Raw genomic sequence first — 11,328 nt, forward strand, 5'->3', positions numbered from 1 at the left:
TTACGCTTTATCCCACAGGGCCAGGACGTAGCCCTCTTCCACAAGGAAGCGGGGCGGGCTTCCCAGGGCCTCCCGGAAGAGGGCCTCTAGGGCCTCGAGGGAAAGCCTCCGGGAAAGCGGGGGGCCCACCTCCTCCTCCCGGTAGGGCCACTCCAACACCGCAAGGCGCCTGGCCACCCGGGAGGCCTCCCGCAAGGCGGGGATGGGGTCCAGGTGGTGGAGGGAAAGGCCGAAGAAGGCCAGGTCAAAGCTCCCCTCGGGAAAGGGCAGGGCCTCGGCCCGCCCCTCCACGAACCGGGCCCCCTTCACCTTGGCCCGGGCCACCTCCAGGCGGTCCGCCCTGGGGTCCAGGCCCACGGTGAAGAGGCCCAGGGCGGCGAAGGCCTCGGCGAAGACCCCGGTGCCCGTGCCGATGTCCAAGACGCTTTTCGCCTCCAGGCCCTCCAGGGCCTTCCTGGCGATCTCCCCCGGAGGAAAGCGCCTAAGCCTTTCCTCCTTGCGGAAGGGATCCCCCGCCTCGCAGGCGTTGGTGAGGAGGGCCCACATCACCAAGGCCCCCTCCTCCGCCGCCTTCTGGAAGGCCCTTTGCAGAGTGAGAAAGACCTCCTCCTCCTCCCCGGAAACCTCCGAGTGGGTGGGGAAGACGCGGTGGTCCACCCCGCTTTCCTCCAGGGCCAGGAGGGCCTTCTCCACCGCCTTATAGTCCCCCTGGAGGAGGGGGTAGAGGGCGAAGAGGACCTTTACCGCCATCGCCCCAAGTATAGGGCGGGGCGGTTGCCCGCGCGCCTCCCCGCGGCCTCCGCCTCCGGGAAGGGCGGTTCCGCCTCCGGGGCGAGGAAGACCGCCTGCCCCTCGGCCTCGGGCAGCCCCAGAAGCCCATGGAGGTCCTCCCGGGCCAGGAAGCGGGCGTGGTTCCAGGGGCGCACCCCCTTTTCCCCGAGCCTCCGGTAGAGGGCCGCCCAAGGGGAGAGGGCCTCCAGAACCCCCACCACAAGGGCTCCGCCCGGACGGAGGACCCGCCTGGCTTCGGCGAGAACCCGCCCCACGTCCTCCACGAACTCCAGGGTGGTGAAGAGGAGGACCGCGTCAAAACTTCCCTCGGGGAAGGGAAGGGCCTCGCCCCGGGCCCGCACCCAGGTGGCCTCGGGGACCTTCCGCCTGCCCACGGCCAGCATGGCCTCCGAGGGCTCCACCCCCACCTTCTCCCGGTAGGGGAGGCGCCTAAGCCAGTACCCGGTTCCCGCGCCCACCTCGAGGAGGCGCTCCCCCGGAGGAAGAAGCCCCTTTAGGGCCCTCTCCTCCTCGGCGATGACGTGGGCCCCCAAGGGGGTCTCGTACCAGGCTTCGTAGGCTTCGGCTAGGGAAGCGAAGGGGTCCACGCCCCTAGTCTAGCCGCACCGCCACGCCCTCGTGGGGCCGCAGGAAGAGCCTCTCCCCTACCCCCTCCTCCCGGTCCAGGTGGGTAGAAAGGACGACCCTGCCCTTTTTGGGGAGGTCCAAGGCCCGTTCCCTGTCCGTAAGGTTCAGGGCCACAAGCCACCCCTCCCCCCGCAGGTAGGCGTAGACCCCTTCCCGGGCGCGGTAGGTGCGGTAGGCCCCGTAGAGGAGCCCGGGGTCCTTTCTTAGGGCGATGAGGCGCCGCACGAGCCATAGCATGGAGCGGGGGTCTTCCTCCTGGGCGGCCACGTTCCGCGTCCGGTAGTCGGGGTTCAGGGGAAGCCAGGGCTCCACCGTGGAAAACCCCCCGTAGGGGGAGGCGTCCCAGGGCATGGGGGTCCGCTCGGGGTCCCGGCCCAGGGTGTGGTACTGGGTGGGCTCCCGGTCCTTCTGCCTCAGGGCGGCGGGGTCTTGCACCTTCTCCGGGGGGATGAGGCCGTTGGGCAGGGCGAGCTCGTCCCCGTAGTACCAGGTGGGGGTGCCCCTTAAGGTGAAGAGGAGCATGGCCGCCACCCGGGCCTGGGCCTCCCCCAGGCGGGAGGCCAGGCGGGGCTGGTCGTGGTTGCCCAGGACCCAGTTGGGCCAGTCCCAGGGGGTGAGGAGGCCCTCGTAGGTCTCCACGATCCGGGCCAGGTTCTCGGGCCGCCAGTCGGGAAGCCCCTCGGTGATGAGGCTGAAGTTGAAGGGCAGGTGGCACCCGGCAGCGTAGTAGCGCACCAGGCGGTGGAGGGGGAGGTAGATCTCCCCCACCATCACCCGCTCCCGCCCGGGCTCGGAGAACTCGTCCAGGACCTGGCGCATCTCCCGCACGTAGGCGTAGGTCTCCGGCTGGTCCTCGGTGTAGAGGTGCTCGTGCCGGGCCCGGTCGGGAAGGCCAGGCCGCCAAAGGGGGCTTCCCGGCTCGTCCCGGAAGAGGGGGTCCTTGGCCAGAAGCCAGAGGACGTCCACCCGGAAGCCGTCCACCCCCCTCCTGAGCCAGAAGCGCATGGCCTCCTTGATGGCCTCCCGCACCTCGGGGTTGCGCCAGTTGAGGTCGGGCTGCTCGGGGAGGAAGAGGTGGAGGTAGTACTGGCCGGTGGCCTCGTCCAGGGTCCAGGCGGGGCCGCCGAAGAAGCTCTGCCAGTTGTTGGGGGGACCACCATCGGGAGCGGGGTCTTTCCAGATGTACCAGTCCCGCTTGGGGCTATGCCGGGAGGCGCGGGACTCTAGAAACCAGGGGTGCTCGCTAGAGGTGTGGTTGGGCACGAGATCTATGAGGACCCTAAGCCCCAGGGCGTGGGCCTCCCCTAGGAGGCGGTCGAAGTCCTGAAGGGTCCCGAAGACGGGGTCCACGTCGCAGTAGTCGGCCACGTCGTAGCCGAAGTCCTTCATGGGGCTTTTGTAGAAGGGGGAAAGCCACACCGCGTCCACCCCGAGGGACTTCAGGTAGCCAAGCCGCCTGCGGATGCCCTCGAGGTCCCCGATGCCGTCCCCGTTCGCATCCTGGAAGCTCCGGGGGTAGATCTGGTAAACCACCGCTTCTCTCCACCAGCTCACAGGGAGAAGTCTACCCCTTCTCGAGGCAAGCGCCCCCTGATACCACCCCATGCTGGCGCAAGCCAGCATGGGGGTCCCGGTCAAAGGGCTTGGGGCCGGGTTCCCCAGGGCGAAGGTAACAAAGGTAACAGGAGAAAGGGTATGAGAGCCCGCCTAAGGTCCTTAGCCTTCCCTCATCCAGGATAGAAGCGGCCCCAGAGGCCGTATCTTAGCCTTATGGGCCTCATCATCGTGGCCAACCGGGCCCCTTTCCGCCTCACCGCCGAGGGCCTGGTCCCCGCCGTGGGGGGGCTGGCCACCGCCCTCCTGCCGGTCCTCGAGGCGCGGAAAGGGATCTGGGTGGCCGCCGGGGAGTGGAAGGACCAGGGAAAAAGCGCCACCCCCCGGGAAAGCCAGATCCGCCTGGAACAGGTCTTCCTGCCGGAGAAGGAGTGGCAGGGCTACTACGGCGGGTTTTCCAACCGGGTTCTCTGGCCCCTCTGCCACTACTTCCTGGAACAGGTAGAGCTTAGGCGGGACTTCTACCAGGACTACCTGCGGGCCAACCGCCGCTTCGCGGAAAAGGTGGTGGGGGTCTGGCGGGAGGGGGACACGGTCTTCGTGCAGGACTACCACCTCATGCTCCTTCCCCGCCTCCTCCGGGAGAGGATCCCGGCAAAAATCGGGTTCTTCTTCCACATCCCCTGGCCCTCCAGCGGGGTCTTCCGCATCCTGCCCTGGGGCAGGGCCCTGATAGAGGGGGTCTTGGGAGCGGACCTCCTCGGCTTCCACACCCCGGAGTACGTGGAGAACTTCCTCAGGACCGCCGCCCACTACAGCTTCCCCGTGGAGGAGGGCCGGGTGCGGGTGGGCGAAAGGTGGGTCCGGGTGGAGGCCCACCCCTTGGGGATTGACACGGGCCGCTTCGGGGAGCTTTCCCAGGACCCCCACATCGGCCTCCACGCCCGGGCCCTCAAGCGGCTCGCGGGGGCGGAGCGGCTCATCCTCGGGGTGGACCGGCTGGACTACACCAAGGGGATCCTGGAAAGGCTCCTCGCCTACGAGCGCCTCCTCCAGTCCTACCCCCAGTGGCGGGGCCGGGTGGCCTTCTTCCAGATCGCCACCCCAAGCCGCACCGGCGTGGGCGCCTACCGGGAGCTAAAGCGCCAGGTGGACGAGGTGGTGGGGCGGATCATGGGGAGCTTTCTCAGGGAAGACTGGGTGCCCCTCCGCTACTTCTACCAGACCTACCCCCAAGAGGAGCTCGCCGCCTTCTACCGCGCGGCGGACGTGGCCCTCATCACCCCATTGAGGGACGGGATGAACCTGGTGGCCCTGGAGTACGCCTACACCACGGACGACGGGGTCCTGGTCCTCTCCAACCTGGCGGGGGCGGCGGAGTACCTTAAGGAAGCCCTCTTGGTGAACCCCTACGACCTGGACGGGATGGCCCAGGCCCTGGACCGCGCCTTGCGCATGCCGGAGCCGGAGCGGCGCGAGCGCCTGGCGGCCCTGCGGAAACGCATCTCAGCCATGGACGTCCAGGACTGGGCGGAGCGTTTCCTGGCCTCCCTGGAGGAGGGATGAAGGCAAATAACCCGGTCTTCTTCCTGGACTACGACGGCACCCTGGCCCCTATCGCCCCGAGGCCAGAGGAGGCCCGTCCCCACCCGGAGGCACCGGAGGTGGTGGGGAGGCTCCAGGCCCGCTACCCCGTGTACGTGATCACGGGGAGGCGGGTGAAGGACCTCGAGCCCCTCCTCCCCCTCCCGGGCCTTTCCGTGGTGGGGGGGCACGGGCTGGAGGAGGGGGTGCTTTTCGGGGAGGCCGTCCCCCTCTTCCCCGTGGACCTGACCCCCCTGAGGGAGGCGCTCCCCGCCTGCCCCGGGACATGGGTGGAGGACAAGGGCTACGCCTTGGCCCTTCACTACCGGGAAGCGGAGGACGAGGCGGCCGCCGAGGCCTGCCTGAGGGCCTGGTTGGAAGGGAAAAAGGCCCTCCTGGAGCGGCTTGGCCTCGAGGCCCTCCCCGGCAAGAAGGTCCTGGAGATCAAGCCCAAGGGCGTGGACAAGGGAAAGGCGGTTCTGAGGTTACTTGACCGCCACCCCGGGCGGACGCCCGTCTACATCGGGGACGACACCACCGATGAGGCCGCCTTCCTCGTCCTCCGGGACCGGGGCCTCACCTTCAAGGTGGGGGAAGGCCCCACGGCGGCTCAAGGCCGGCTTGAGGACGTGGAGGCGGTGCTGGACTACTTGAAAACTTACCTCCCACCCCCTAGCCTTTAGGCCGTGGACCCCCTCTGGTACAAGGACGCGGTCATCTACCAGCTCCACGTGCGCTCCTTCTTTGACGCCAACGACGACGGCTACGGGGACTTCGAGGGCCTGAGGCGGAAGCTCCCCTACCTGGAGGCCCTGGGGGTCAACACCCTCTGGCTCATGCCCTTCTTCCAATCCCCCCTCAGGGACGACGGGTACGACATCTCCGACTACTACCAGATCCTCCCCGTCCACGGCACCCTGGAGGACTTCAAGCGCTTCTTGGACGAGGCCCACGAGCGAGGGATAAGGGTCATCGTGGAGCTCGTCCTGAACCACACCTCCATGGACCACCCATGGTTCCAGGAGGCCAGGAGGCCGGGAAGCCCCATGCGGGACTTCTACGTCTGGAGCGACACCCCGGAAAAGTACCAGGGGGTCAGGGTCATCTTCCAGGACTTCGAGGCCTCCAACTGGACCTTTGACCCCGTGGCCGGGGCTTACTACTGGCACCGCTTCTACCATCACCAGCCCGACCTCAACTGGGACAACCCCGAGGTGGAAAGGGCTATGCACCAGGTCATGTTCTTCTGGGCCGACCTGGGGGTGGACGGCTTCCGCCTGGACGCCATCCCTTACCTCTACGAACGGGAGGGCACCTCCTGCGAGAACCTCCCCGAGACCATAGAGGCGGTGAAGCGCCTGAGGAAGGCCCTGGAGGAGCGCTACGGCCCCGGGAAGATCCTGCTCGCCGAAGCCAATATGTGGCCCGAGGAGACCCTCCCCTACTTCGGGGAGGGGGACGGGGTCCACATGGCCTACAACTTTCCCCTCATGCCCCGGATCTTCATGGCCCTGAGACGGGAGGACCGGGGGCCCATCGAAGCCATGCTCAGGGAAACGGAGGGCATCCCCGAAGCCGCCCAGTGGGCCCTCTTCCTCCGCAACCACGACGAGCTCACCCTGGAGAAGGTCACGGAGGAGGAGCGGGAGTTCCTCTGGGAGGTCTACGCCCCCGATCCCCGCTTCCGCATCAACCTTGGGATCCGCCGCCGCCTCATGCCCCTCCTGGGCGGGGACCGGAGGCGTTACGAGCTCCTCCACGCCCTCCTCTTCACCCTCAAGGGCACCCCCATCGTCTACTACGGGGACGAGATCGGCATGGGGGATAACCCCTTCCTGGGGGACCGAAACGGGGTCAGGACCCCCATGCAGTGGTCCCAAGACCGCAACGCTGGCTTCTCCCGCGCCCCCTACCACCGCCTTTTCCTCCCCCCGGTGAGCGAGGGGCCTTTTAGCTACCACTTCGTCAACGTGGAGGCCCAGGAGCAAAACCCCCACTCCCTCCTGAATTTCCTCCGCCGCCTCCTGGCCCTGAGGCAGAAGCACGCCAAGACCTTCGGCCGGGGGAGCCTGAGGGTTCTCCCGGTGGAAAACCGCCGGGTCTTGGCTTACCTGAGGGAACACGAGGGGGAGAGGATCCTGGTGGCCGCCAACCTCTCCCGCTACACCCAGGCCTTGGACCTGCCCCTCGAGGACCTCCAGGGGCTCGTCCCGGTGGAGCTCTTCTCCCAAAGCCCCTTTCCCTCGGTGGAGGGGACCTACCGCCTCACCCTGGGCCCCCACGGCTTCGCCCTCTTCGCCCTCACCCCCAGGGAGGCCATCCGGGTCCAGACCCCCGACTGGGCGGAGGAGGCTCCCCCGGAGGCGGTGCCCTCCGTGCCCCTGGAGGACGGCCCCGAGGCGCTCTTCATAGAGACCATGGTGGAGGAAAGGGCGCAAAGGGCCTTTCTCAAGGCCTTGGCCCAGGTGCTCCGGGAGCGGAGCTGGCTTCCCCTGAGGCCCGAGCGGGTGGGGATTCTGGACGCCCTCCGCCTGCGGAAGGCCCCGCCCCTCTACCTCACCCTCCTCCACCTGGAGGACCACGCCAAGGCCACGGCCCTCCTTCCGGTGCGCTTCAGCCCGGAGCGGGAGGAGGCCCCGGGCCTCTTCGCCCGCACCCGCCCCCGGGAGGGGTACCTTTACGAGCTGTCCCAAGACCCAGGGTTCTACGCCTTTCTCCTCGGGCGGCTCAAGGAGGGCCTCGAGGCCCGAAGCCTCAAGGCCTACTACCGGGGAAACCACCCGGGCCCCGTACCCGAGCGCCTGGCCCTCCTGCGCCCCGGCCTTGCCGCGGGGGATGGGGTGTGGCTCCAGGTGGGCCTGGTCCAGGACGGGGGGCTGGACCGCACCCTAGCGGTCCTCCCCCAGCTCTCCCTTCCCTGGGTTCTTCCCCCGGAAGGCCGCCTCGTCTGGGAACGGGGTGGGGAAAGGCGGGTCCTGGCCCTTACGGGGCGCCTTCCCCAAGGCGAGCCCCAGGACGCCTTTGCCCTGGCCCAGGCCCTGGCGGCCGAGGGGCTCTCCCGGCTTGCGGGCCACCCCGTGGAAGGGATGGGGCCCGGGCTCCTGGCCGAGGCCCTTCGGGAGCTGGAGGCCCTGGCCCGGCTCCTGGGCGTGCGCCTGGCCCTCCTCCACCGGGCCCTTTTGGGGGTGGAGGGGGAAGAAGGGGGCCTGCCCCTCCTCAACCGGGGGCTTGGGGCCTTCCTGGCCCTGGAGGGGGAGGTCCACCTCTTGGCCCTGGGCCCCAAGGGGCGGGGAAGCGCCCTCTCGGACCTCGCCCGCCTGGCCTACGACCTGGAGCGGGCGGTGCACCTGGCCTGGGAGGGCCTGGGGGAGGAGGCCCCGGAACTTCCCGGCCTGGTGGCGGACTTCCTGGTGGAGGGCGCCCTCCTCACCGCCTACCGGGACACCGCCCCCGAGCTCTTCCCCGAGGAGGAGGCCTGGCCCCAGGCCATGGCCCGCTGGGCGGAACGCCAGCTCACGCGGGAGGACCGGCCCGCCCGCCGGCGCATCCACGCCCGCTGGCAGGAAAAGGCCAAGGGCCCTTAGCCCCGGGCCACGGGGGCCTTGGGGGAGAAGTGGGCCTCCTCGGGGAGGAGCCTCCGCCTCTTGGCCCGCCGGTACACGGCCTCCCACATGCGGCAGAAGGAGCAGACCCCGCCGGTGGTGGGGTAGCCGCACCGCTCGCACGCCCTTAGGGCCACCTCTTCCCCGGCCTGCAGGCGGGGCTGGACCTTCTCCAGAAAGCCCTCCAAAAAGCGGAGCTTGGCCCCCGGCATCTCCTTCTCCACCAGGTTTAAGGCCTCCTTGTAGAGGAGGCTTTTCGCCCCCTTGGCGTTGGGGCACTCCTCGTGGAGGTAGCGGATGCCCCTGAGGAGGGTGTAGGAGAGGACCTCCCTTTCGCTGAAGCGGTAGAAGGGCTTGACCCGGGCGGCGAGGCCGGGCTTCTCCGGCAAGACGGGCCCCTGGCGGGAGAGGGCGTCCTCCTGGGGGTTCAGGAGGTTCCCGAAGAGCACCGCGGCCTCGTCATCCAGGTTGTGGCCCGTGGCCACGGCGCGGAAGCCCTCCTCCACCGCCACCTGGTTAATGATGTACCGCTTGGAAAGCCCACAGGCGGAGCAGGCCACCCTCCCGGAAAGCTGGGCGAGCTCGGGGACACCGAAGCCGTAGGCCTCCTTGAGGTCCACCACCAAAAGCTCCAGGCCCCTTTCCCGGGCGAAGGCCTGGGTGACCTCGAGGCTTTTCCTGGAGTACTCCCCGATGCCGAGCTCAATGTGGAGCCCCACGGCCTGGTAGCCCAGGCGGCTTAGCACGTCCCAAAGGGCCAGGGAGTCCTTACCCCCGGAGACCGCCACCAGGACCCTTTCCCCGGGAAGGAGCATCCGGTGGCGGCGGATGGCCCGCTCGGTTTCCTTCACGAACCAGTCCAGGTAGTGCTCCCGGCAGAAGGCAAGCCCCCGGGAGCGCACCTCCACCTGGGCCCTTTCCCCGCACACCTTGCAGACCACGCTACCCTCCCGAGATGGCGGAGAGGACCTCGAGGGTCTCCTCCTCCCCCACCCGCTCGTCCAGGGTGAGAAGCTCCTCGCCCCTAACCGCCACCACCGCCTCGGGGTTCAGCCCCAGCTCCTCCAGGACCTCCCGCAGGGGCCTATTCCCCTTGACCTCCACCTCTTTGCGCTCGGGCAGGCGCAGAACCACCTTCACCCCGCTAGTGTAGCAGGTGGGAGGCCACGAGCTCCGTGAGCCTTTCCCGGGTGAGGCGGTTGCGCTTCTCGATCTCCGGCCTCCGGGGGATTCCAGGGTACCCCCCCTCGGGGTCGTGGAGGGTGGGGGTTAGGGGTTTCCCCAGCCTTTCCTCCCACCCCTTTCGCCACCCCTCGGGAAGCCGCTCGGGCAGGGGAAGGCCGTGGAAGACGTGGTAGAGGAGGGCCCAAACCCTGACCGCCGCATCCAGGCTGTACCCGCCCCCCAGGGTGAGGAGGACCCTTCCTCCGGCGTAGGCCTCGGCGTAGTCCAGGAGGAGGCGGAAGAGCCTTTCGTAGGCCCGGGTGGTGAGGAGGAGGTCCGCCAAGGGGTCCAAATAGTGGGCGTCCGCCCCGGCCTGAACCACAAGGACGTCGGGGCGGAAGGCCTTCAGGGCCCAGGGGACCAGGGCCTCAAAGGCCTCGAGGTAGCTCTCGTCCTCGGTGAAGGGCTCCAGGGGCAGGTTGAGCTTCCTCCCCAAGCCCCCTCCCCGCCCGATCTCGTGCACGTGCCCGGTGCCGGGGAAGAGGTAACGGCCCGACTCGTGAAAGCTTAAGGTAAGGACCCCCTCCTCCTCGTAGTGGATCCACTGGACCCCGTCCCCGTGGTGGACGTCAATGTCCACGTAGGCCACCCGGAGCCCGGCCCGGGTGAGGTGGCGGATGGCCACGGAGAGGTCGTTGTAGACGCAAAACCCCGAGGCCCGGTCGTACTGGGCGTGGTGAAGCCCCCCGCCGAGCTGCAAGACGCGCTTTTCCCCCGAGAGGATCCTCCTCGCCCCCTCCAAGGTCCCCCCCACCAGGACCCGGGCCGCCCGGTCCATGCCGGGGAAGACCGGGGTGTCCCCCGTGCCCAGGCCGTAGTGCTCCAGGTCCGGAAAAAGCTCCCCCCGGCCCGCCGCCTCCACCCGCTTCACCAGGCGCTCGGAGTGGACGGAGAGCACCTCCTCCCGGGTGGCCTCGGGAGGGCTAAGGGGCTCCCGCCACACCCCGAGGGCCTGGAGGAGAGAGGTGAGCATCTCCAGCCGCACGGGGCTAAAGGGGTGGTGGGGCCCGAAGTTGTAGAGGCGGTACTCCTCCCGGTAGATCACCATGGTTTCTTGGGCGGCCAGAGCACGTCAAACCCCTCCCGGCGCAGGCCCTCCGCCAGGAGGTGGGTCTCCAGGGTGTTCACCCGCACCACCGCCCGCACGAAGTCCCCGTCCTCCGGGTAGGAGAGGAGGGAGTGGATGTTCACCCCCCGGCCCGCCAGAAACCCCGTGAGGCGGGCGAGCTCCCCAGGGCGGTCGGGCAGGCGCACCTCCAGGCGGCCCGAGGGCTCGGTGACCCCGGTGAGCTTGAGGAGGGCGTCCAGGAGGTCAATCCCGGTGACGATGCCCACCAGGTCCCCGTCCTCGAGGACGGGCAGGCACCCGATCTTGCGCTCCCGCATGACCCGGGCCGCCTCCTCCACGGGGTCTAAGGGGTGGGCGGTGACCACCTGCCGGGTCATCACCTCTCCCACGGAAGCGCACCCGGGACAGGGGCCCTTGGGGTTTAGGTGGCTCGTGGCCAGGCGGATGTCCCGGTCGGTGATGATGCCGAGAAGCCTCCCCTCCCCCACCACGGGCAGGTGGCGGATTCCCTTCTCCAGGAGGAGCTTATAGGCGTCCTCGAGGGTCCACTCCGGCCCCACGGTAAGGACGGGGCTTTTCATCACGTCCCTTACCAGCATGGGCCCAGTATACGGCGAAAGGGCCCCGGAGGCCGGGGCCCCCAGACTTGACCGATATGTATCCCCCGGGTATACAAAGGGCATGACCTTGCGCGAAGCCTTGTCCCAAGTCCCCGACCCTAGGGCCCGCAACCGGCGATACCCCCTGTGGGGCCTCTTGGCCCTCATCCTGGTGGCCTTCCTCAGCCGCGTGGACTCCCTGCGCGGCGTGGAACGCTTCGCCCGCGCTCACCCCCACCTCCTCCCCCACCTGGGCCTGCGCAAGCCCCCAGGCCAC

At 68.9% G+C, this 11,328-nt stretch carries 11 protein-coding genes; 4 read left to right on the forward strand and 7 right to left on the reverse strand.

Annotated elements, in window-relative coordinates:
- The 3 genes from ACYQ0J_RS01510 to ACYQ0J_RS01520 are packed head-to-tail and all read right to left on the reverse strand — an operon-like array spanning position 1 to position 2,973.
- Positions 1-750, reverse strand: a complete 750-nt coding sequence (locus ACYQ0J_RS01510; protein ID WP_460170425.1) for a class I SAM-dependent methyltransferase — start codon at positions 748-750, stop codon at positions 1-3.
- Complete coding sequence (locus tag ACYQ0J_RS01515; protein WP_460170426.1) at positions 741-1,379, reverse strand: class I SAM-dependent methyltransferase; 639 nt, start codon at positions 1,377-1,379, stop codon at positions 741-743. Before ACYQ0J_RS01515 ends, ACYQ0J_RS01510 begins: the two co-directional genes overlap by 10 nt.
- Positions 1,380-1,383: 4 nt before the next feature.
- Positions 1,384-2,973 carry an alpha-amylase family glycosyl hydrolase gene (locus tag ACYQ0J_RS01520; RefSeq protein WP_460170427.1) on the reverse strand — a complete coding sequence of 530 codons (1,590 nt, stop codon included), beginning with the start codon at positions 2,971-2,973 and terminating at the stop codon, positions 1,384-1,386.
- A gap of 216 nt (positions 2,974-3,189) precedes the next feature.
- On the opposite strand from ACYQ0J_RS01520, the gene otsA reads away from it, so the two are divergent.
- From otsA to treS, 3 genes are read left to right on the forward strand one after another with little or no spacing between them, the layout of a single operon-like run.
- Positions 3,190-4,539, forward strand: a complete 1,350-nt coding sequence (otsA, locus tag ACYQ0J_RS01525; RefSeq protein ID WP_460170428.1) for an alpha,alpha-trehalose-phosphate synthase (UDP-forming) — start codon at positions 3,190-3,192, stop codon at positions 4,537-4,539.
- Positions 4,536-5,240, forward strand: coding sequence for a trehalose-phosphatase (gene otsB / locus ACYQ0J_RS01530; protein WP_460170429.1), 705 nt, complete (start codon positions 4,536-4,538; stop codon positions 5,238-5,240). Before otsA ends, otsB begins: the two co-directional genes overlap by 4 nt.
- Positions 5,241-5,243: 3 nt before the next feature.
- On the forward strand, positions 5,244-8,141 hold the full coding sequence (gene treS / locus ACYQ0J_RS01535) for a maltose alpha-D-glucosyltransferase (protein WP_460170430.1): 2,898 nt from the start codon (positions 5,244-5,246) through the stop codon (positions 8,139-8,141).
- Here the strand turns inward: treS and ttuA are convergent.
- Genes ttuA through ACYQ0J_RS01555 form a run of 4 tightly spaced genes read right to left on the reverse strand, consistent with a single transcriptional unit; the run spans position 8,138 to position 11,051 of the window.
- Positions 8,138-9,100 carry a tRNA-5-methyluridine(54) 2-sulfurtransferase gene (ttuA, locus tag ACYQ0J_RS01540; protein WP_460170431.1) on the reverse strand — a complete coding sequence of 321 codons (963 nt, stop codon included), beginning with the start codon at positions 9,098-9,100 and terminating at the stop codon, positions 8,138-8,140. The genes treS and ttuA overlap by 4 nt on opposite strands.
- Position 9,101: 1 nt before the next feature.
- Positions 9,102-9,299 (reverse strand): sulfur carrier protein TtuB, encoded by a 198-nt coding sequence (gene ttuB, locus ACYQ0J_RS01545; protein ID WP_460170432.1) that lies wholly within the window; start codon positions 9,297-9,299, stop codon positions 9,102-9,104.
- Positions 9,300-9,303: 4 nt separating this feature from the next.
- On the reverse strand, positions 9,304-10,431 hold the full coding sequence (locus tag ACYQ0J_RS01550; RefSeq protein ID WP_460170433.1) for an acetoin utilization protein AcuC: 1,128 nt from the start codon (positions 10,429-10,431) through the stop codon (positions 9,304-9,306).
- Positions 10,425-11,051, reverse strand: a complete 627-nt coding sequence (locus ACYQ0J_RS01555) for an acetoin utilization AcuB family protein (protein ID WP_460170434.1) — start codon at positions 11,049-11,051, stop codon at positions 10,425-10,427. Before ACYQ0J_RS01555 ends, ACYQ0J_RS01550 begins: the two co-directional genes overlap by 7 nt.
- 82 nt (positions 11,052-11,133) lie before the next feature.
- On the opposite strand from ACYQ0J_RS01555, the gene ACYQ0J_RS01560 reads away from it, so the two are divergent.
- On the forward strand, positions 11,134-11,328 hold a 195-nt coding region (locus ACYQ0J_RS01560), incomplete at its 3' end, for a transposase family protein (protein ID WP_460170435.1).

The sequence above is a fragment of the Thermus sp. FJN-A genome (assembly GCF_054655095.1).

Bases quoted from the DNA above. Each gene is read 5' to 3' on its own strand.
- ACYQ0J_RS01510 (WP_460170425.1), bottom strand. From the start codon at position 750: ATGGCGGTAAAGGTCCTCTTCGCCCTCTACCCCCTCCTCCAGGGGGAC.
- otsA (WP_460170428.1), top strand. From the start codon at position 3,190: ATGGGCCTCATCATCGTGGCCAACCGGGCCCCTTTCCGCCTCACCGCC.
- otsB (WP_460170429.1), top strand. From the start codon at position 4,536: ATGAAGGCAAATAACCCGGTCTTCTTCCTGGACTACGACGGCACCCTG.
- ACYQ0J_RS01550 (WP_460170433.1), bottom strand. From the start codon at position 10,431: ATGGTGATCTACCGGGAGGAGTACCGCCTCTACAACTTCGGGCCCCAC.
- ACYQ0J_RS01555 (WP_460170434.1), bottom strand. From the start codon at position 11,051: ATGCTGGTAAGGGACGTGATGAAAAGCCCCGTCCTTACCGTGGGGCCG.